A 20,654-nucleotide genomic window follows, 5' to 3' on the forward strand; every position below is an offset into this window, starting at 1 on the left:
TATATCGATGAACGTCGATGTCTTGAGTTTGCACAGTTCATCGACGTTTGTCAATATTCGAGTAAAAGGCCACCAGGCCCACAACGCTGCTCCCTCTGAACCAGACTGAGGCGGCCCCTGCTGCACGCCGCAATCCAACGAAACCATCGATCCGGAGCGCGCAGTCGGTCTCGCGAAGAAGCTCAAGGCACTCGCTGACCCGACCAGACTCCGACTCGTATCACCACCGACCACGGTGCTGCCCACAGCACAAATCATCAGCTGAAGTGGCCGAATGAGTGTTTCACAGTGTCGAGCGTGAACTCCGATCCTGGCCAGAACCGTGTCGGTGATTCCTCGCGGGAGAGATAGGAGGTGATCGTGGGCGTGGGCAGCCCGGGATAGGTGACTCTCTTCCCTGCGATCGTGTGGTTTAGGTCGATCACCCGTCGCGTGTGGCGATTGGGGCTGGCCCCTCAAGGAAAGTTGGATTGTTAGGCATCAATTGTTCCCATTCATGGTTTGCGAGAAGTGGTCGGCGGTCGATAGCAAGCCCGGTGCCTTTCCACCGGTCTCGCCGGGGCGACGGGAAGAGGCGACGCGATGAACTCGAGCACGGCGTCGAGGGTGACGTCCGCCGATAGGATGCGCCGATGCCCGAGCCCCTCGGTGACGACCAGGTGCGAGCGCTCACCGTGAGCGGCGTGCAGTTGCTCCGACTGCTCGATGTCGACGACGGGGTCCACTCGATCATGGAGCAGTAGCAGAGCGACCGCGGCCGGAAGTGGGTTCAGGACCCCGGAGAAGCGTGAAAGTGCATCAGGTTCGTTCGCGAAGACCCGGCGCACGAACGCTGCGCCCAACTCTGCCGTCGCGGCCGGCTCCAGACCAAGCGACTGCCCGAAGTAGCTGAGCAGGTATCCGGGTTCGGCAACCCCCGAAATGCCAACTACACGTTGAGCGTCAAGGCCATTGGCCACGGCGGAGATCGCGCCGAGCACGCCGAACGAGTGGGCGACGACTGCTTCGAAGGATCCGTGCTGGCGCTGCAGCTGAACCATTGCGTCGACGTACTCGCGCACGTCGGTGTAGCGCCCGTCGGAACTTCCGTTGGCGGGCGCATCGAAGGAGACGACGGTGTAACCTTCGGCGCGCAGCTCACGGATGAGGCGGGCAAACTGGACGGCCCGGCCGCGCCAACCGTGCACGAGCAGCACTGCGCGCGCGCCGGTCCCCCACTGGTAGGTGACGACGTTTTTGTTGTTCACGGTGATGGTTCCCACGCGAGCGCTGTCGTGGGTTGCACGTTCGTCGGGGCGCACGGGCAGACTACTGCCCACACGCCTGAAGAGGATAAGGGCGAGTCGACCAGCCAGGCGCGGGGAGAGAGTTTCAGCAGCGGAAAAGGCCATCCGGATGACACTAGGCATGCTGGACTCCTCACCAGAAGAACAAGACGAACGTCCGTACATTCAACAATACGGATGATCGTACTACTAAACTGGTGTCATGAAGCCACTGGACGGTCGAAGAGCCCGCGGCGACGAGTCACGCCGCGCCGTTCTGGCTCGTGCCGTTGATATTGCGTCCGTCAACGGGCTGGAGGGGCTCACTATCGGGCGTTTGGCAGCCGAGGTGTCCGCGAGCAAGAGCGGCGTGGCCGCACTCTTCGGCACCAAAGAGCAGCTCCAGCTCGCCGCGATCGAGACTGCACGCGGCATATTCACCGCCTCCGTCATCGACCCGGCGCGCACAGAACCTCGCGGTCTTCGCCGACTGTGCGCCCTCCTTCGAAGCTGGATCGACTATTCTGCCGACCGTGTTTTTGAGGGCGGATGTTTTTTCTTCGCTGTTTCCGCTGAATTCGACTCTCGGCCCGGCGTTGTGCACGACGCCATTGTGCGGGCTGTCGACGAGAGAGACGCATACATTGCCGCCAACATCGGTCACGCCGTCGATCAGGGAGAGCTGCTCGACACCACCGTCAGCCGACAGCTCGTGTTCGAACTCACTGCTTTGATCGAGGCGTCCAACTCGTACTCGCTCCTACGCATGTCTGCGGAACCGTACGAATTCGCTCGCGGCGGCGTCGTATCCCGACTCCTGGCGAGCGGCGCCAACATGACGGTTCTCGCTGAGGCTGGCCTCGTAGATCCGGTCCCCGGCGAACCCGGCACCGGTCGACCCTATCCGCCGAGAAGCGCGGTACCCAACTCGCTTCGGAAATAGAGTACAACGCGGCCATGGCGCGTCGAGGTGACGAGGCGTCCGGCGTGGAGTGCCCGCAGGTGCTGATTGACTGCGGACGTCGTAACGCCCATACGAAGGCCGAGGTCCGTGGACGAAGTTGGCTCGCTGAGAACCGCCAGCAAAGCCGCTCGGGTTCGGCCGAGCAGTTGAATGGCCCCTGCATCAGTCGCCGACGTGCTTGTCTCCCACATCGCACCCTGGCCGCGTGCCGCGTACAGAATCATCGGCGGCCCGCTGGGATCACTCGGTGCGCTGGCGCCGCTCGTGAAAATGGTAGGCACGAAAGTCATACCGCGCCCTGCCACTGCCTTTGAGGTCGTCCGTTTGCACTCCACCTGCACAGAAAGGACGGCGTCGGCGATGGACACCCTGGTGTCAATGGTATTTATCATCGCCGACAATCCGAACTGTGCAATCTGCCGACCGCGATAAGCAATGTCAGCCTCGAGAAGGGTGCGCATCCGAAGCCAATGTGGTTGAAAGCAACTCTCCCAGTACCGCTCGAGAATGTTGGCCGTTCGGTCGAGAGCGGCTCTCGGATCGCCCCTCAACGCGGCCGGCATCTCGCCATGTAAAGCCTCGATCTGCCGCGTGAAAAGCGAAGGATCAGTCGACCGGAATCTGTCCAGCTCGTCGACGATCCGCGTCAGGGGACTTCCCGGTCGCGGATTGAGCAGGTCCGGCGTGCTCAAGCGCGTGTCGATCAGCGCGAGCAGCAGTTCAGTGTCCAGGCGTGAGCGCGCCTTTTCCGTGCGCCTCAGCCAGGGAAGCTGGAGCGGAAATCGGGCAGGGTCCTTGAGGGCACGGAGCGAGAGCCCCATCTCGCACAGGGGGGAAATACCGAATCGCACTTCGCCAACGTCTTCCTCAGTCAGCGTGTAGGTCAGCATGAAGCAATACCCTACATCAGTTCTTTTGCGCCCTCACCTCTGGCAGAACTGACATATGCCTACCAACGCTCCCGCAATCGACCGCATCGAAGTGCACCCCGACGGCCCATCAAGCCAACAGATGTTACGGATTCTCGCCACTCAGATATTCTTGAACTCTCTTGGACGCGGTGTCTTCCTGGCTCTCACCGTCCTGTACTTCACATTGATCGTCGGACTGAGCGTCACGGAAATCGCCGTCATTCTTACTGTCTCAAGCGCGTTGGGCGTGGCCACATCGTGGCTCGGTGGCAGCCTCGCCGACAGAGTGAGCGCCAAGCGACTCCTTCTCGCGCTCCTGGTGGTGGAAGGGCTTGCCTTACTGTCCTATGCTTTCGCCTCGTCGTTTATGGTTGCGCTCGTCATAGCCTGCGTGGTGAACGGGGCCAGCAGTAGCAGCAAGGCCGTGAGAGCGACCATCGTCGGCCGGGCCTTCGAAGGCGAAGTCCGGATCAGGACACGAGCGATCCTACTTACTGTAGGAAACGTCGGAATTGCACTTGGCGGCGCGGCGGCGAGCATCCCGCTGTTGTTGAATGTCCCGGACGCGTACCGCCTAACAATCGGTATTGCAGGTTTCGCGACCTTGATCAGCGCCGCCCGTATCGCCGCCCTGCCACGCCGCGTCGACGCTCTTGTGCTCTCCAAGGTCGATCGGGCGGCCTCAGCTCACTTGGTTGGCCGGTCACCCTGGCGGGACCCACGCTACCTGGGCCTGGCAGCGCTCTCCGCGCTCTTCGGAATACAGTTCGGTCTCGCCGAAATTGGCCTCCCGTTATGGGTCTTGCACCACACGGAGGCCCCGGTTGTCGTCGTTTCCATAGCTCTGATCGTCAACACGGTTTTGGTAGTCGCCCTGCAGATTCCGCTTTCGCGCGGTAGCCATGACATACGACGCGCAGGAAAAGCGGTTTCCTTGGCGGGCCTATTCATGGCTATTGCGTGCGCCGTCTACGCTGCGTCCGCAGGAGTGTCTCCCGTACTGGCTCTCGCGCTGATCCTCGCCGCAGCTGTTGCCCATACGTTCGGCGAAATCCTCTCCTCAGCGGGAATCTGGGGCCTTAGCTATGAGCTCGCCGACCCGCGTAGCGCCGGCGCATACCAGGGACTGTTCGCGATGGCGTTCTCAATCGGCACCATGGTGACCCCCGCTGTTATCGCCGTAACCGTTGTAGACAATGGAACAGCAGGTTGGGTCGTACTCGGCGTGATCTTCCTCGCTTCATCGGCCGGCATTCGCACGATCGCTCATCGTGCCTCGTCGAGCGCATGATCGTGTTGCACAGTTGATGGCGACCGAACGTCAGCCGCAGAAATCAGACGTGACTACGAATTCACGCCTCTTGAGAGGCGACCCGGGCGTGGCATGGATACGATACCCCCATGGGTCCTGACCGGTCGGGTTATGAAGTTGATTTTCTCGACACCTTCGAGGGTGACGAACTTGACCGAGCGCGTTGGGTTCCGTCGTACCTTCCTCAGTGGGGTAGCCGCGCGTTATCTGCTGCGCGGTACGTGCAGCAGAACGGCAAACTCCGGCTTCAGATCGAGTCGGATCAGCTTCCATGGTCGCCGGAGCACAACGGCCGCTTACGCGTGTCAAACCTTCAAACCGGGGTGTTCGCGGGTCCGGTCGGCAGTGAGATCGGCCAGCACCGATTCACGGCGGGGTTGCGCGTCCGCGAGGCCCAAGAGGAGCAGCGTTTGTACACGCCGCTGTACGGAATCATCGAGGCGCGGATAGCTGCGATCGCCGATCCGAACTGCATGGTGGCGCTGTGGATGATCGGCTTCGAAGACCAACCCGACCGTTCGGCGGAGATCTGCATCTTTGAGATCTTCGGTAAGGACGTCGCCGAAGACAAAGCCGTTGTGGGCATGGGTTTGCACCCGTTCGGTGACAAGCGGACTCATGACGACTTCGTCAAAATCCCCATGGCGATGGACGCACTTGAGTTCCACACCTACAGCGTCGAGTGGCTGCCAGGCGAAGTCAGGTTCTTCATTGACGATGAACTGGTCGCATCCATGGAACAGTCTCCCGACTATCCGATGCAGCTCATGCTGAACGTGTATGAATTTGAGGCGACAGCCGAAGAAAGCTACCCCAAAGTGTTCGAAGTCGATTGGGTGCGGGGCTGGCGACCATTCTCCGATTCCACCAGTTCGTGACCACGCGGTGAGCACGTCGCCTACGCGGCCCTCCGCTGAGAACCAGCGATAGGCGACGTTCATCAACCATCGAACCTACAAGCGCTACTCGCCACGGCTCGCAGGCTAGCGTTGTAAAGCCTCGAGGGAGGGGTGAAGGTGCTTGGTGCCGAGCGCAACTGCTGCCTGGCGCGTGGCCGCCAAGAGGGCCTCATCTGTGGATGCGCCGGACAGGGTGGCATCCAGATAACCCGCGAGAAACGCATCGCCGGCGCCGTTTGTGTCCCTCACATCCACCGCCACCGCGTTCACACGGTGAAGCCCGTCGGCGTCGAATGCAACGGCGCCGTCTGCGCCGAGAGTACACACCACTGCAGCGGCGCCTCCCTCCACCCGTGCGCGCATGAACGGCACCGGTTCATCCATTCCATCACCGTTCATGAAGACGAAACTGGCCACCTCGATGAACGGTTGGTGGAATTTGGACAGGCCGTCGTAGTCGTGCACATCCGTCCAGATGGGTATGCCAGTACCCGCGGCCGCGGGGAGGAGAGCTCGGGATGTCTCGGACAGGTCCATCACCAGCGCCGCTGCATCCACACTCAGCGCCTCGAATTGGGCGATGTTCGGTGCGATGAATCCGGGCACTGACAGGTAGATCGACACCCGCTCTCCGGCAGGCGTCATCAGGTTCAGGTGCCTTTCGCTGTCGCCGGGAATGTTATCTGCGACCACGGTGATGTCGGCGGACTCGAGCGCCGACCGTAACCGGTCGGACTCGGGGTCGTCGCCCAGGACGGTGTGACAAATGACGTGGCGGCCCAGTCCTGAAAGGTGCAGCGCTTTTCCTGCAGACGTTCCGCCGATCGTCTCGAAATGCTCGAGGGCGAACTGAGTGTGGGGGTGAGGCTCCGGCAGCCGGTCGAGGTACACAAGCTTATTCCACGAGACCGGCCCGCAGATGAGAATGTGATCGTGCACTGCTCGGAGCCTCAATTCTCAAGGGGGTCTGTGGTTCGGACCAGATTGACCCAGGCAGCTAGGCGGCGCGTTGCCAACTCCCGGCGATCGCCACTGGCATAACTCTACGCATTGACTGAATCTTCAGCGCACGGAATCGACTCTCGGGAACGGCAACTCCGCGGCACCGCAACCTCGATTCGGAGCCCCGTGTCAACCAGGCGTGTCACGGCCAACTCACTCGCGCCACACTGACGCGTCACGAGCGCCAGCGCCACCGTCTAGACCGTGTACTCAGCTCCGTGAGCAGTCCTTTCAGCCGGCCCTTGACGTCGTGGAGATCGCGGCCGCCGGTGTCGATGTCTCTGCCGACACGGTTGACGAGTTCCCAGTCTTCGTAGCGCTTGCCAGGCATGATCGGCCAGCCCATGGCGAGGCTGTGCGCATCGGTGAAATGGATGGTGGGCTGGGGGTCAGTCATGGAGTTGTTCCATTCAGAGTGCTGCCTCCGTCGGCGAGTGGGGCTCATGCCCCAAGGTCCCGCGGCACGCCGGGGGTGAGCCACTTGAGACGATCGGTCAGGCCGGCTCCTGCAAATGAAGCCACGATCTCGTCTTCTGTTTCTGTGAAGTGTTCCCAAGAGGAGTAATGAATCGGTACCACGATGTCGGCCGCGAGAGAGGCGGTGAACTTGGCTGCGCTCGCGCTGTCCATACTGATCATCTGGTCCCCGAGGATGGCGAACTTCGCCGCGCCGAGGTGCAGCACTGCTACTCCGATCGAAAAGATTTCGCTGATTTGATCAAGGTCGCTCTCATAGGTGGTGTCGCCGGAGATGTACAGGACCTTCTCTTCCCCAGGCACCTGGAGGATGAACCCAATCACGTCTCCCGCGGGACCGTGATGTGCAGGCGTCGCTGTGATGATCACAGACTTATCACCCACCGCGACCGTGTGGCTGCTCCAAGGCGCAACGCCCACCGCGTGGCCACCCAGCCGTCCCGCACCACTTTGGGTGGTTATGACGAGCTTGCCGTCCAGCAACCTCCTGCCGGCCTCATCTAGGTTGTCCGGGTGTTCGTCGTGACTGAGCAGCACGGCGTCAATTGGCGGAAGTTCGCTCGCGGGTATGGCTGGCTTGATGGTGCTCCGCAGGACTACCGGCCCCGAGACATACTCGGTCGGAGCGGGGTCGAACACGGGATCGGTGAGGAACGTCAGCCCCCCGAATTGAACGAGCATTGTTGCTGTGCCGATATGCGTCAGGGTTGTCTGCATGGGTCTTCCTCGGAATCTAGATTTTCAAACGCTCGTACCGTTTGATCGGCACGGCATTCATGGTTAGGGGCCAGAGGCCTGCATCGCTGACGAGAGGGCCAGCGTACGAGCCATAGTAACTATACGCACGATCGTACAGTATGTCGCAAGTTTTGAGTGAAGTGCGATGAAATCGGATGCTTCCAGGTCCCCCTCGCGATCTTCGACCTCATGGAAAAGGCGGTCGAGGGCGCGCTCTCATCGCGACACCAACTGTGATGCTCTCAACCCTCCGTAAGAATTTCGCCGAGGATGACCGCCCATGGCTTTCACGTCTCCTCGCCTGGATGGAACAGCTGTGCCGGCGACAACATTGTCGCCGGGGCCGCGCTGCACTGGGCGCGACGCTCCGGTGACCATCGGGTCGTCGACATCAGCGGCGCCCTCAACAACCCTGCCGCCACCGGAACCCGACCGCCGGGACGGACGATGACCAGACCGCCACGGCACGTCGGCGGAGCGAGAGTATCAATGTCGTCGCCTTCGACCTCCCGCAAGGGAATCGCGCTTGACGCGGTACCCCATGGGGGTATAGGTTCATACCCCTACCGGGTATCACTCGGTCTCTACTGTCATTTACTAAAGGAGCAGCAATGAGTTCGTTTACAGACCGCGGTAGCGGTCGGCGCTGGCTGGGCTTGGCTCTCATCGCCACCGCTCAATTCGTGGTAATCATGGATACGTCGATCATCGGTGTTGCGTTACCGGACATCCAGCGTGAGCTCGGGTTCACTCCCGAGTCGCTGTCTTGGGTTTTCAACGCTTATGTCGTGGCCTTTGGAGGGCTGCTACTGCTCGGCGGGCGGCTATCCGACCTCTTCGGCGCACGGAAGGTCTTCGTTGGGGGTTGGGCGGCACTGCTCATCGGCTCGGTCCTGGCCGGAGCTGCCGGAACAGTCGCTTTCGAGATCGCGGGCCGGGCCGTGCAGGGAATGGGTGCGGCATTGATCGCCCCTGCCGCATTGACCTTGCTCATGACCCTTTTCGGGGGAACACCGGACCTCCCGAAGGCCTTCGCGATCTATGGTGCAGCGGCCCCGATTGGAGGAACAGTCGGTGTGTTCCTCGGCGGTGTGCTGACTGAATATGCCAGCTGGCCTTGGGTCTTCTACATCACGATTCCCATCGCTCTGCTCGTCATCATCGCGGCCCCCTTCGCACTGCCAGCCATACCGGCACGCAGCGGGTCAATTGACGTTGGCGGAGCGCTGACAGCAACTGGCGGGCTCACGGCGCTGGTGTATGGGATCGTCCGCGCCCCCGAGGCCGGGTGGGTCGCACCGGAAACCTGGACCGCTTTCATCGCCGGCGTCGTGTTGCTGCTCCTGTTCTTCGTCATCCAATCCCGCAGTCGACAGCCCCTCCTCCGGCTCGGCATCTTCAAGGCGCCACTGCTCGGGGCGGCGAACGTGGCACAGTTGCTTCTCGGCGCAGCATGGATTCCCATGTGGTTCTTCCTGAATCTCTACCTTCAGCAGGTTCTGGGAGCGGGAGCATTCGCATCCGGCGCCGCACTGCTGCCGATGACCGCATTGATCGTAGTCGGCATGATTGCCCTCGCTCCACGACTGCAGGCCCGATTTGGAGCCAAACCGATGATTGTCAGCGGTCTGCTCCTGCTGAGCGCCGGCCTCGGCTGGTTGGCATTCGCGCGGCCAGACGGTAACTACGTGGTCGATGTGCTTCCGGCTTCTCTCGTCGCCGCGCTGGGAATGGCGCTTGCCTTCGTCCCATCGCTCGGAACGGCCATCTCCAGTGCACGGCCCGAGGAAACGGGCACGGCCGCCGGTCTGGTGAACACCAGCTACCAGATCGGTTCAGCAGTCGGGCTCGCTGCTCTCACCGCGGTAGCCGCCGTGTTCACGGGCGCAGCCGGCGATGCGCCTGCGCTCACAGACGGCTACTCCGCCGCCTTCATGGGGGCAGCCATCATCGCCTTCGTGGGGGCCCTGGTGGTCACTGTTGCCCTGCGGCCTGCAGTTGCTGCAGTGCAAGAACCCGCGACGTCGCAAGCCGCGGCCTGAACCGCCCAGTGGGGCAATGGCACATCATGCCATGCCCCACTGGTCCGCGCCCTTAGGTCGCGTCCCGCTGAGTGTGAAGTTTCTCGACACCGTGCAGGTCAGCCTTTCTGATTCGCCACAGTGAGCTCAGGAACGGGAATCACACCGTCACTGCGCCGGCGTAGACGCCGGTGGGGGTCTCGTTCAGGGCCTCCAGTTGCCGCAAAGGTCCCTCGGAGAGGTAGCGGCGAGTGGAGGCCTCCCACTCGCTGTGTTGCTCGACGAGAAAGCAGGGCCGCGGGGCTGGCGGAACACTCCCCCGACATCGTTGCGGCCTTTGGTCTTCCTGTTGAGGCGTTCGGGTTCCTGGACCAGATCTGCTGCCAGTGTTTGGGCGGGTACCCGCAGAACGCGAGTTGGTCGTCGCGGGCGTCGTGGAGCATCTGGGCGACTTTCGGGTGGGAGCGTTTGGGCATCCGGATGACTTCGTCGGGTTGGGCCTGAGCGTGCGTCGCGCCGGGCTGGGCGAAGATGGTGCGGATCACGCTCGCGACCATCTCCTGACTCGCACGTGGCGCGATCGAGAGAATGTTGCGCTTCCGGTGCACCCAGCAGCGTCGGCCAGCGGGCGCCTTGGAACGCGGTGTCGATGGCCTTCTTCAGCCCGGTGTGGGCGTCGGAAATGACGCGCGTCACAACGCCGAGTCCTCGGGTCTTCAACGAGTAGAGGAGGCTCGTCCAGAACGCCTCCGTCTCGCCGTCACCGACGTCGAAACCGAGGACCTCGCGGCCGGCCATCGGCGGCCACCCCGATCAGGACGACCGCGGTCTGGGAGATGACGCGGGGATCGACGGGCCGAGCAATACGTGGCATAGAGGAACACGTGGGATAGCCGGTCGCGCCGAAGTCCCGCCCGCGGAACGCAGCTACTTCACCGTCCAGATCCGCACAGCTCCGCGACACTTCCGACGTCGAGGTACCAGTGTCCGAACCGAGAGCCCTTACCGGGTCGTCGACTCTCCGCTTCGAGCTGCCGTGGAGTTAGCCTCCATGACGGCGGCGAACGGGGCCCGGACTACGCGTTGGCGCCACTCGAGGAGCACGCACCTGCGACCGCCGCGAAAGACGAGATGGTGATGTGAAGATTGTCTGTCAGGACCGGACGAGGCGGGCGATCGCGTCGCTGGCCTCTTTGATCTTCGCTTGCGCATCGGGGCCGCCCAAACGGGCGGCGTCGAGCACACAATGCGCGAGATGGTCGTCGAGAAGCCCCAAACCAACAACCTGCAGTGCGCTGGTGAGCGCGCTGATCTGCGTGAGGATGTCGATGCAGTACTTCTCCTCGTCGACCATCCGAGAGATTCCTCGAGCCTGCCCTTCGATCCGACGGAGCCGCTGAAGATACTTGTCCTTATCTGTGATGTACCCGTGCGGGTGTTCGTGTGTGATGGGCATTGTGCTCATTTCCAGTTCCTTCGTTCCCACTGCCGAGGACGGCCCGGGTGCTCGCTTCGGGGCCGAGATCGATGCCGCGCAACAGCTGCGTTGAGAGCGACCACGACCGTGGACAGAGACATCAGGATCGCGCCCAGTGAATCATGGAAATATCTTGTCCTTCGTGCGCCTCACGCGTGAGATCAGAGACGTGAGGTGCGTCGTGGCCTGGTGACGTCGGCATAGAATTAGGGTATACCCCGTTAGGGTATTAGGGCTAGTCTGTGTGGCCATGGTTCCGACAGTTTTCGTGCTGTCGAAACGTCGAGGAGACACGCCCTAGAACTAGGGATCTTGGCGGCGATCTAGTCCCTCAAGTATCCGTATCGACTCGAACTGTTCCGCCGGGTGACGGCAGGCAAGTTGGTGGTCTTGCCACCTGCTGTCCCTGGGTGCCGAGAACATCAGTTGCCCCACAAGATCCCGTGTCCCAGTGTGGCGGTGAAGAGCACCCAAATCACGGCCGTTAGGACAGGTAGCATCGCGTTGCCGGTGAATGGGGTTCCGGTGGCCGACGCTGTTCCACGACGCGGCGGAAACACGAGGAGTGGAAGTCCGGCGAGCCCGATCGCCAGCACCGTGTCGAGGAGATTGGTCGGGCCGAGTGGAGAGATCGACGCGGCGATCGTTACCGCAAGTGTGCCGGCTAGCCAGGAAGATCGAGAGACGCGGCGTGCGAGCGTGGCATTGCCCGCGATCGAGAGTAGGGCGGTGCGCGTGACCGCTGCGCTGATGATGTAAAGTGTGGCACCAGCAAGTGCGACAAGGATGCTCATACCGATTCCGGGGGGCCCGAGGGTGTGTGCCAGGAGGTCGTAGAGGTCTCCGCGGCGAAGGAGCATCGCTTGGATTGCGTAGCCACCTTCCCAGAACCATGCGAACGCGGTCACCAGCGCGAGGTACAGCTGCAGCGCAGGTGCGGGCGTGCGCAGTCGAAGTCTGAGAACGAGACATATGAGGCCCGCGAGGAGGTTGGCGGCCGGGCCGCCCGCTGCGACGACGGGCGTGGGGACCGTGCACCAAAACATGGACGTCGAGACGACGGTCGGGTGGCCTCCCACGGCGAGGCACATCGATCCGTGTCCGATGAATTCGTGTACGACGGACGGAGTGATCGCGGCGAGCACCGCCACTGGGAGCAGTACTAGCGCCGGGAACCGCAACCGCTCAGCGGCAATACCGGACGAGACCTGGGCTCCCGATTCGGCCTTCATCGCTGCCAACCATTGGCGATGAACGCGTTGAGCGCGAGAGACAAACCGACTGCGCCAGTGAGGCGAACGGTGAGCCGAATAGAAAAAGGCATCAAATACTCCAAGGAGATGAGGGGGTAGGGCCGCTCCTGGCGTAGCCGCGAACGCAATATCAAGCTACGTAATGGCCATTTCCGGCACGTCCCACTGACGGGTCGAGTAGGCGCCCCCGTTGTAGTCCCTGGGTACGCCACCGGGCGTTTCTTCTGAACACGAATCCTCGAGCTGTCGCCGCTCCTGGCGAGTGAGGCACGGCTATTGTGGCTCCGAGGCTGTCATCGTGACGACAATTTTTCCGACTACCGACGGTGTCGAGAACGGTCCGGTTGCGATATCCAGGCGGTCGGCCCGCTCAGCTCGACCGCCGACTCTGACAACGGCGCGCTCAATGAGGCTAGGGCGTGTCTCCTAACGCCTCGTGAGGGTTTTCGGCGGAATTGTGCCATGTCTCGAACCGCCGCGGTGTCTGACAGTGAGTGGGCGAGAATCGAGCCGTTGATGCCGTCGTCGTCTGGCCGTCCTGGTCGTCCATTTCAGGACCATCGCCGGGTGATGGAGAGCATCATTTACCGGTATCGGGCGGGGGTCCCATGGCGGGATCTGCCCGAGGTATTCGGTCCATGGCAGACAGTGGCGCTGTCCTGAGCGCCATCATCGTCTGGTTACACGAATTAGGAGACACGCCCTAGAACGAAGTGCGAGGTGATTCATGGACATCTCTGTCTCCCGCAACGCGACAATGATCTACGCCATGTGGGCGGCGTACTTGGCGGGATTCGAGTCGAAGGCCGGCCCACATCCGCCGCAGCAGAGGTAGTACCGCTCGCCCTCGTAGTCGCGATACAGACCGGTCGCTTCGGCAGCCTTCTTGCTGACAGGGTTGCCGACCATCACCGGGCAAGTGGTAATGTCATTTCCCACGCCGCCGAGCAGGTTCTCAGGGTTGCTGCTCGCCGCGGCAGGGGTGGGCGCGCTTGCACTACAACAGCTGGAGGTCGCCTCGTGGTCGTTCATCATGCTGGGTGATTCCCTTCGTAAGTATTTGCTGGTGTGGGGTTGGTGGCGCTGTTACTTCGCGACGCTTTTGAACCCGCGCAGGCGCAGGCTGTTGCCGACGACGAAGACGCTGGATAGCGCCATCGCACCCCCGGCAAGCATGGGGTTGAGCATTCCAAGCGCCGCGATGGGGATCGCCGCGACGTTGTAGGCGAACGCCCAGAACAGGTTGGTCTTAATCGTTCCAAGCGTCTTGCGGGACAGGCGGATTGCGTCGACCGCGCTGCGCAGGTCTCCGCGCACCAGGGTGATATCGGATGCTTCGATCGCGACGTCAGCGCCGGTGCCCATGGCGAGACCAAGGTCGGCCTGGGCAAGGGCTGGGGCGTCATTGACGCCGTCGCCGATCATCGCTACAACCTTTCCTTCGCGCTGCAACCGGGCGACAACGTTGACTTTGTCCTTCGGAAGAACCTCGGCAATGACTTCTTCGATGCCCACCTCGATGGCGATCCGCCGGGCTACTGCCTCGTTGTCACCGGTGAGCAGGATCGGTGTCAATCCGAGCGCCTTCAACTGTGCGATCGCACCGACGCTGGTCGGCTTGACGGTATCGGCGACGACGAGGATACCCCGCGCCTGCCCGTCCCAGCCCACCGCGACGACCGTCTTGCCTTCACTTTCGGCGCGCGCCTTCATGGAAGCAAGTTCGCGGCTTAGCTGTTGAGACCACTCAGCGAGCAACGAATCACGGCCCACCAGTACGGCGTGGCCATCGACAATTCCCTGCACGCCCTTGCCTTCGATGTTCGCGAAGTCCTCCGGGGTCGGTAGCGCACCGACCTCCTGCGTCGCCCCCTTCGCGATTGCCTGCGCAATCGGGTGCTCCGAGGCGTCTTCCAACGCCCCGGCCAGGCGCAGCAGCTCAGCACGGTCCGTGCCGGGCTCAACGACAACGTCGACGAGCGTCATCTTGCCGGTGGTGACCGTACCTGTCTTGTCCAGAAGGACAGTATCGATCTTGCGCGTTGACTCCAGCACCTCTGGGCCTTTGATGAGCACGCCCATCTGTGCTCCGCGGCCCGTGCCGACAAGCAGCGCTGTCGGCGTCGCCAAGCCCAGCGCGCAGGGGCACGCGATCACGAGGACCGCGACGGCAGCAGTGAACGCCGCGGTCACGGGGAACCCTGCGCCCAGCCAACCGCCCAGCGCGACGAACGCGATCACAATCACGATCGGCACGAACACGCCGGAGATCCTGTCAGCTAGGCGCTGCACCTCGGCCTTGCCCGTCTGAGCATCCTCGACAAGCTTGGCCATCTGCGCCAGCTGCGTGTCTGAGCCGATCCTGGTCGCACGCATGACGAGGCGACCGCCAACGTTCGTCGTGGCTCCGGTGACGGCGTCGCCCTCGGCAACCTCAACCGGCACCGACTCGCCGGTGAGCATGGAGGCGTCCACGGCAGAGGTGCCGGAGATCACGACGCCGTCGGTGGCGATCTTCTCCCCCGGGCGCACGATGAACTCGTCACCGACCTGCAGGTCTTCAACCGGGATCTTCGTCTCGATCCCACCGCGAAGCACCGAGACCTCTTTCGCGCCAAGCTCCAGCAGTGCACGCAAAGCCGCGCCGGCCTGCTTCTTTGACCGCTTCTCGAAATAGCGGCCGGCGAGGATGAACATCGTCACACCTGCGCCTACCTCGAGATAGATGTTTGCCGCGCCATCGGACGGGGCCAACGCAAACTCGAACGGATGCGTCATCCCCGGAGTCCCTGCGGTGCCAAAGAACAATGCATACAGCGACCAGAGGAACGCGGCCGAGGCGCCAATAGAAATAAGGGTGTCCATCGTCGCGGCCCCGTGCTTGAGGTTTGTCCACGCCGCCTTATGGAAAGGCCAGGCCGCCCACAGGATCACGGGGGCTGCGAGCGCGAGCGACGCCCACTGCCAGTAGATGAACTGCAACGCGGGGATCATCGCCATCGCGATTACCGGCAGGGTCAGCACGATCGACCCGATCAGCCGGATACGCAGCGACGTTAGCTCCGGGTCCGCATCGTCGGCGTCACCGGAGGCCGCGCCGTCCTTCTTCCTGTTCTTGGGGACGGGCATAGCGGCGGTGTATCCGGTCTTCTCGACCTCGGCGATCAGCAGCGCTGGATCGTAGCCATTTGGGACTGTGACCTTCGCCTTTTCGGTCGCGTAGTTGACTGTCGCGGTGACACCGTCGAGCTTGTTCAGCTTTTTTTCGATCCGCATCGCGCAGGAGGCGCAGGTCATGCCGCCGATCTCCAACTCGATGCCTGTGCCCAAACTCGGGACCGCTGATGTGCTCATGTGCTGTTCCTTCTCTTAGCTGTTGGGAAAGGGCGAGACCTTGCGGTCAGTGCCCCTCCGGATGCGATCCGGTCTCGGCGCCCGTGGGGCCGCCGCTGTGGGCGGCATCGAGCACGAACTCGGCGGTGTGGACTTTGCCGTTCACCTGAAAGTCCAGGTACAACAGGTATCGGCCCGCAGTCGGGGCCTCTGCGGCAAAAATGATTTCCGGCCCGGCCGTTTCGCCAAACTTGGGGTCTCGACCCTCGGCGTGCACGTGTAAAAAGGCGAGATCGCCCTCACGCAGCGCAACGAGGTGACCGAACGCTCCCAGGTACGGCTCCAAGGTGGTCACCGGTTCACCATCACGGCTGATGGTGATCCTGAGCTCGCTCGACGAGCCCGCCACCATTTCGCCGTCGATCGACACCGTGAAACCTGCGACCTGATCGACCTGAGCGGGCTGCGGCGCCACAGGGACGAACGCCCCGGCCACTTGAACCGTGCGAGTGAGGGTGATCCCGGAGGCCTTTGCCCCTGCCGGCGTGAAGTCCGCAAACACGCGGTAGCTCCCAGCTTCCGCCCATCGCCAGGGCATCGACCACGTGCCCGATGGCTCGTCCAACACTGGGTGAACGTGACGGAACTGGCTGCCATCTGACCGCGCCACGATCAGATGCAGATCCTTGTCGTGTGTGTTCGTGTACTCCGTGACCGGGGCGCCAGAGGCATCCTGAATCTGGAAGCTCAGCTCGCCGAGCTCACCAACCAATGCAGGCGCCTGAACAGGCGAGAGCACATACCCGTCAACGCCAAGCGCAAGGCCCTTCAGTGTGCCCGCGGCGGCAGACTTTACCCCGGCAGCACCGGCATCGTGGCCCGTTTCATGTCCGTTCATTTCGCTCCCTTTCGTCCACCCTGCAACGACGCGGTCAGGCACGACTGCCCCGGCGATTCCAAACGCGCCACCGAACGCCACCACAAGGCCGAGTCCATAGATGGCAAGACGCACGCCGGTATTCATGCCGCCCGAACCGCCGAGTAACCCGCTTCCTCCACGGCAGCCAGAACCTGGGCATCGTCGACCGAATCAGAGCCCGTCACAGCGAGCTTGCCCGTCTGCGCATCCACCTCGATGCCTTCGACTCCAGCGATCTGGCCGACCTCTTCACGGATCGACATCTCGCAGTGCCCGCAGGTCATGCCTGTCACCTGGTACTCGTTCGTGGCCATTACGTATCCTCTTCCTCCGGCAAGGTACCCCTACCGGGTACATGTAAGTGCAACGATATACCCCACTGGGGTATTCCGCAACGATAGAAGTCCGGACAGTGGCCACAATAATTCGATGCAAAAAGGCACTCATCGGTCCCGCGAACTTCAGAAGGCGGAGCCCCATCACGATCTGGCGTCACGCTGAAATGCCAACTACTCGGTGTACGCGACGCAATCGTACGAGCTCTCGACGAGAGAGACGCATACATTGCCGCCAACATCGGCCACGCCGTCAACCAGGGCGAGTTGCTCGGCACCACTGACAGCCGACAGCTGCTATTCGAGCTCGCTGCTCTGATCGAGGCGCCCAACTCGTACTCGCTCCTACGTAGATCTGCGGGAACCATACGAATTCGCTCGCCGCGGCGTCGTATCCCGACTCCTGGGGACCGGAGCTGACACGACAGTTCTCGCTGAAGCTGGCCTCACAGACCCGCCGCCTGGCTGACCTTGACGCGAGTGTCCCATCGCCACGATCTCATTTTTAGCGCGCTGCTGACCCGGCCGTTCCCGCCTCTCTCGGCGAGGTGGCCAGTCCCGTTCAGCGCATTTGGCGGGCACGAAGCTTTCCGCAGGCTCTCATCAAACGCGGCACTACGAAGTAGACGGCGACCGGAACTACGACGACCGTTAACACGAACGCGCGAATGACCGGATTCCAGTCAGCGGCAAAGGGCGCGATCGCGAATGACCCCAGCGCGACGAGGGGGAAAATAGCGATCCAGGTGATCACCGCGCGAACGTGTATCGATAGTGGCACGGGCGGCGCTGAGGGAAGGGAGAGGTTTGATATTGGTTGTGACACGGTGGTGTTCCTTTCAATCGCACAAGAACTGATAGACCTGCGAGTGCAGCATCGATGTCCGTCTGGAGTGGCAATCCACTGATTTCACTGGCGCAGCGCCCTCTGCTCCCCCGGCACTGGCTACGCGATTCACACGTCGAGGGTGGGAGTGCACGAAAATCTCCGGTTCATCTGGTTACGCCAACGACCCCGAAGAGACATACGTAAATCTGTATCCAATCTACGAACCGGGGCGATTCGCGTCGTCGGACTATCGGGCACTCCTTACAGCGGGAAAGTAGGACCCCGGTACTAATTGGGAATCTAGCTGAGTATTCGCGTTTCTGAGCGCCACCAGTATTGCCGTTGAGCGCCACTTGGTCGCTGTCGGGGTCGCGTCTTTGAGCGCCACTGAATATTCGGGTTGAGCGCCACTGTTCGTAGGCTCCTTCTGCCGTGTGCTCTATCACGCGGCAGAAGGAGTAATCACAGATGGTACGGAAGATCAAAGCGAAGCTGGTGCTCAGGCTGCGTAGCGAGGGGCTTTCGGGGCGGCAGATCGCCGCGCAGGGATTGTCCCGGCATAGCGTGGCGGCGGTGCTCGAGGCCGCGGATCGGGAAAAGGTGACCTGGGATGATGTCGCCGGCCTGAATGACGCTGCGGTGTATGCGCGGTTGTTTCCCGACCGGGGCGCGCATGAGAGCGTGCATACGCAGCCTGACTGGGGCCACGTGCATCGTGAGCTCGCGCGGGTGGGCGTGACGCTGAAGTTGTTGCATGGCGAGTACGTTGACCGGTGCCGAGCGGCAGCCGAGACGACGATGGGATACGACCGGTTTTGCAAGAACTACCAGCAGCATGTCCTCGTCATCGGCGCCGCGTCCCGGGTGGGCCATAAGGCCGGGCAGACGGTCGAGGTCGACTGGTCCGGGCCGACGATGCAGCTCACCGACCCGATGACCGGCCCATCGACACGGGTGTTCTTGTTCGTCGGGTGCTTGCCCTTTTCGAGATACGCGTTCGTGGAACCAACCGTGGATATGCAGCAGAACACCTGGCTGCGCGCGCACGTGGCGATGTTCGACTGGTTCGGCGGCAGTGTCCCTCGGGTCGTGCCCGACAACCTCAAGACCGGCGTGATCAAGCACCCCGCCGAGGGAGAAGTGGTACTCAACGATGCGTATCGGGAGTTGGCCGCGCACTACTCGGCGGCGGTGCTGCCGGGAAGGGTGCGGAAACCGAAAGACAAAGCGAGCGTGGAGAACACCGTCGGTCTCCGTCACCGCCAGTTCGGGACCATGGCCGAGTTGCGGGCCGCTGTCTATGAGCGGATGGAAGCGTATAACCGTGAACCGTTCCAGAAACGCCAAGGCTCACGCCTGAGCGTGTTCGACGCCGAGGAACGATCGCTGCTTCGGCCTTTGCCGGCGGTCGCGTTCGAGATCAGCCGATGGGCGTATGGGCGGCGGGTGCAGAAGAACGGGCACGTGGTCTGGGAGAAGAACTTCTACTCCGTGCCCTACGCCCATATCGGCCGCGCGGTCGATCTGCGATAGCGAGCGGCTGACCAGTCACCTGCTGGCGCCGGCAGGCGCAACCAACGAGTACCGCACGCATGACGCTGATCTGCCGGGCGGGCCCAGATACCGGCAATGGGACTCGGCCCGGGTCCGAGAATGGGCCGGGCGCATCGGCGAGAACACGGTGACCGTCGTGAACCGCATCTTCGAGTCCGTTCCCGTCGACGAACAGGGCCTGGACGCGGCACTGGCGGTCCTGCGACTAACCCGCCGCTACTCGGCGGCGAGGGTCGAAGCGGCCTGCCAGATCGCGCTGGCTTCCCGGGTGCGATCGCCCCGGTATGCGCACCTGCGCCCGATTTTGGAGACCGGGCAAGACAAACCCGGCAGCAGATGGCCGAGGTTCGAGCCCGTCACCGAGACGCTTGCCGAGCCGGCCGGATACGTCCGAGGCGCCGACTACTACGCAGGAAAGACACGATGACGCGCATTGATGGGGAGAGCAAACGCAAGCTTCGCGAGATGGGAGTGGCCTCGCTGGTCGACGCGCTCGAGACCCAAGACGACACCCTCACCCTCGGGATGCCTTTCGAGGAACGGATCAAGCTGCTCGTCGATGACGCACACGCGACCTTCACCCACGCGAAAGTCGAGGGGCTGATCCGCCGGGCCGGGCTGCGCTACCCCAACGCCGACCTCCGCAAGCTCGACCTCATCGAGCAGCGGGGCCTGGACCGCGGGATCATCGCCCAGCTGGGCACCTGCACTTTCATCGAGAGACGGCAGAACGTCGTGTTCCAAGGATTCACCGGCTCCGGAAAGTCCTACCTCGGATCGGCACTGGCGAAGCAAGCCTGCCAACACCGGTATCGCGCGCACTACATCCGCATGCCCGACCTCGAAGAAGCCTGGGCCGCAGGCCGCGACAAACCCGGAGGAAAAGAGAAATTCCTCCGGAAATACGCCGCGTTCACCCTCCTCGTGATCGATGAATGGCTGCTCGACCACCCGGACGACAACACCCGCAGCATGCTCCTCGAACTCCTGGAGCGCCGCTACGACACCACCTCAACCGTCTTCTGCACCCAGTACGCCAAGAAGGACTGGCATCAGCGCCTGGGCTCCGGCGTTCACGCCGACGCGATCATGGACCGAATCGTGCACCGCACGATCTGGATCGAGACCGGCGGCACCAACATGCGCGAACACACCGCGGACAACGCGGCGTGACCCACGCCGGTGAGCGCGAGGCTGAACCGCCTGGCGCTCACCGGCAATACCCAGTGGCGCTGAAACGCAATATTCAGTGGCGCTCAACCGCAATAACTGGTGGCGCTCAAGGGGTCAAATACTCATCTAGCCGCCAGTAGCTCCGAGCTAATCGTCCGAATGTTCGGCCTCATCACGCTAGGCGGTCATCCT

General features: G+C 62.5%; 19 protein-coding genes and 4 pseudogenes. 8 read left to right on the top strand and 15 right to left on the bottom strand.

Annotated features, from left to right (window positions below):
• Nucleotides 1-494 precede the first annotated feature (494 nt).
• The gene (locus tag IWX89_RS08350) at nt 495-1,409 is read right to left on the bottom strand and encodes an alpha/beta fold hydrolase (protein WP_196903096.1); all 915 of its coding nucleotides are present in this window, start codon (nt 1,407-1,409) and stop codon (nt 495-497) included.
• Nucleotides 1,410-1,488: 79 nt separating this feature from the next.
• Between IWX89_RS08350 and IWX89_RS08355 the strand changes: the two genes are divergently transcribed.
• A complete protein-coding gene (locus tag IWX89_RS08355) occupies nt 1,489-2,208 on the top strand; it encodes a TetR/AcrR family transcriptional regulator (RefSeq protein WP_196903097.1) in 720 nt (239 codons plus the stop codon).
• Here IWX89_RS08355 and IWX89_RS08360 read toward each other — a convergent pair.
• Nucleotides 2,166-3,119 (bottom strand): DUF5937 family protein, encoded by a 954-nt coding sequence (locus IWX89_RS08360; RefSeq protein ID WP_196903098.1) that lies wholly within the window; start codon nt 3,117-3,119, stop codon nt 2,166-2,168. The two genes, IWX89_RS08355 and IWX89_RS08360, sit on opposite strands and share 43 nt — an antisense overlap.
• A 55-nt stretch (nt 3,120-3,174) precedes the next feature.
• Between IWX89_RS08360 and IWX89_RS08365 the strand changes: the two genes are divergently transcribed.
• Both IWX89_RS08365 and IWX89_RS08370 read left to right on the top strand, forming a co-directional pair.
• The gene (locus tag IWX89_RS08365; protein WP_196903099.1) at nt 3,175-4,431 is read left to right on the top strand and encodes an MFS transporter; all 1,257 of its coding nucleotides are present in this window, start codon (nt 3,175-3,177) and stop codon (nt 4,429-4,431) included.
• Between the two features lie 110 nt (nt 4,432-4,541).
• Nucleotides 4,542-5,330, top strand: coding sequence for a glycoside hydrolase family 16 protein (locus tag IWX89_RS08370; protein WP_196903100.1), 789 nt, complete (start codon nt 4,542-4,544; stop codon nt 5,328-5,330).
• 105 nt (nt 5,331-5,435) lie between these two features.
• On the opposite strand, the gene IWX89_RS19005 is transcribed toward IWX89_RS08370, so the two are convergent.
• The 3 genes from IWX89_RS19005 to IWX89_RS08385 form a co-directional block, all read right to left on the bottom strand.
• On the bottom strand, nt 5,436-6,290 hold the full coding sequence (locus IWX89_RS19005) for a carbohydrate kinase family protein (protein WP_196903101.1): 855 nt from the start codon (nt 6,288-6,290) through the stop codon (nt 5,436-5,438).
• Nucleotides 6,291-6,528: 238 nt separating this feature from the next.
• On the bottom strand, nt 6,529-6,750 hold the full coding sequence (locus IWX89_RS08380) for a hypothetical protein (RefSeq protein ID WP_196903102.1): 222 nt from the start codon (nt 6,748-6,750) through the stop codon (nt 6,529-6,531).
• Between the two features lie 44 nt (nt 6,751-6,794).
• Nucleotides 6,795-7,547 carry an MBL fold metallo-hydrolase gene (locus tag IWX89_RS08385; protein ID WP_196903103.1) on the bottom strand — a complete coding sequence of 251 codons (753 nt, stop codon included), beginning with the start codon at nt 7,545-7,547 and terminating at the stop codon, nt 6,795-6,797.
• Between the two features lie 632 nt (nt 7,548-8,179).
• Here IWX89_RS08385 and IWX89_RS08390 point away from each other — a divergent pair.
• On the top strand, nt 8,180-9,610 hold the full coding sequence (locus IWX89_RS08390) for an MFS transporter (RefSeq protein WP_196903104.1): 1,431 nt from the start codon (nt 8,180-8,182) through the stop codon (nt 9,608-9,610).
• Between the two features lie 98 nt (nt 9,611-9,708).
• On the opposite strand, the gene IWX89_RS19090 is transcribed toward IWX89_RS08390, so the two are convergent.
• The 5 genes and pseudogenes from IWX89_RS19090 to IWX89_RS08415 all read right to left on the bottom strand — a co-directional run bounded on the left by IWX89_RS19090 (nt 9,709) and on the right by IWX89_RS08415 (nt 12,217).
• Nucleotides 9,709-10,197 (bottom strand): transposase, encoded by a 489-nt coding sequence (locus IWX89_RS19090; protein ID WP_196903105.1) that lies wholly within the window; start codon nt 10,195-10,197, stop codon nt 9,709-9,711.
• A gap of 25 nt (nt 10,198-10,222) precedes the next feature.
• Nucleotides 10,223-10,387, bottom strand: a pseudogene (locus IWX89_RS19095) (transposase); the annotation flags it as partial.
• Nucleotides 10,350-10,616: pseudogene (locus IWX89_RS19100) on the bottom strand (transposase); the annotation flags it as partial. The pseudogenes IWX89_RS19100 and IWX89_RS19095, both read right to left, overlap by 38 nt.
• 126 nt (nt 10,617-10,742) lie before the next feature.
• Nucleotides 10,743-11,054 carry a metal-sensitive transcriptional regulator gene (locus IWX89_RS08410; protein WP_304505283.1) on the bottom strand — a complete coding sequence of 104 codons (312 nt, stop codon included), beginning with the start codon at nt 11,052-11,054 and terminating at the stop codon, nt 10,743-10,745.
• 434 nt (nt 11,055-11,488) lie between these two features.
• A complete protein-coding gene (locus IWX89_RS08415) occupies nt 11,489-12,217 on the bottom strand; it encodes a hypothetical protein (RefSeq protein ID WP_196903106.1) in 729 nt (242 codons plus the stop codon).
• Between the two features lie 564 nt (nt 12,218-12,781).
• Between IWX89_RS08415 and IWX89_RS08420 the strand changes: the two are divergent.
• Nucleotides 12,782-12,970 (top strand): annotated as a pseudogene (locus IWX89_RS08420) (transposase); the annotation flags it as partial.
• Between the two features lie 111 nt (nt 12,971-13,081).
• On the opposite strand, the gene IWX89_RS08425 reads toward IWX89_RS08420, so the two are convergent.
• The 4 genes from IWX89_RS08425 to IWX89_RS08440 are packed head-to-tail and all read right to left on the bottom strand — an operon-like array spanning nt 13,082 to nt 16,885.
• Entirely contained in the window at nt 13,082-13,354 is a 273-nt protein-coding gene (locus IWX89_RS08425; protein ID WP_196903108.1) for a YHS domain-containing protein, read from the bottom strand.
• Between the two features lie 51 nt (nt 13,355-13,405).
• On the bottom strand, nt 13,406-15,673 hold the full coding sequence (locus tag IWX89_RS08430) for a cation-translocating P-type ATPase (protein WP_196903109.1): 2,268 nt from the start codon (nt 15,671-15,673) through the stop codon (nt 13,406-13,408).
• A 46-nt stretch (nt 15,674-15,719) separates the two neighbouring features.
• Nucleotides 15,720-16,676: a heavy-metal-associated domain-containing protein gene (locus tag IWX89_RS08435; protein ID WP_196903110.1), complete on the bottom strand. Its 957-nt coding sequence runs from the start codon at nt 16,674-16,676 to the stop codon at nt 15,720-15,722.
• The gene (locus IWX89_RS08440; RefSeq protein WP_196903111.1) at nt 16,673-16,885 is read right to left on the bottom strand and encodes a heavy-metal-associated domain-containing protein; all 213 of its coding nucleotides are present in this window, start codon (nt 16,883-16,885) and stop codon (nt 16,673-16,675) included. The genes IWX89_RS08435 and IWX89_RS08440 overlap by 4 nt, the downstream gene beginning before the upstream one ends.
• A 216-nt stretch (nt 16,886-17,101) precedes the next feature.
• On the opposite strand from IWX89_RS08440, the gene IWX89_RS19105 reads away from it, so the two are divergent.
• Entirely contained in the window at nt 17,102-17,326 is a 225-nt protein-coding gene (locus IWX89_RS19105; RefSeq protein ID WP_374220501.1) for a TetR family transcriptional regulator C-terminal domain-containing protein, read from the top strand.
• Nucleotides 17,327-17,468: 142 nt separating this feature from the next.
• On the opposite strand, the gene IWX89_RS08445 is transcribed toward IWX89_RS19105, so the two are convergent.
• Nucleotides 17,469-17,660 (bottom strand): hypothetical protein, encoded by a 192-nt coding sequence (locus IWX89_RS08445; protein ID WP_231383069.1) that lies wholly within the window; start codon nt 17,658-17,660, stop codon nt 17,469-17,471.
• A gap of 543 nt (nt 17,661-18,203) precedes the next feature.
• On the opposite strand from IWX89_RS08445, the pseudogene istA reads away from it, so the two are divergent.
• Both istA and IWX89_RS08455 read left to right on the top strand, forming a co-directional pair.
• Nucleotides 18,204-19,716, top strand: a pseudogene (gene istA / locus IWX89_RS08450) (IS21 family transposase).
• Entirely contained in the window at nt 19,713-20,462 is a 750-nt protein-coding gene (locus IWX89_RS08455) for an ATP-binding protein (RefSeq protein ID WP_196903112.1), read from the top strand. Before istA ends, IWX89_RS08455 begins: the two are co-directional and overlap by 4 nt.
• Nucleotides 20,463-20,654: the final 192 nt, after the last annotated feature.

The sequence above is a fragment of the Cryobacterium sp. MP_M3 genome (genome assembly GCF_015752155.1).
Lineage (GTDB): Bacteria > Actinomycetota > Actinomycetes > Actinomycetales > Microbacteriaceae > Cryobacterium.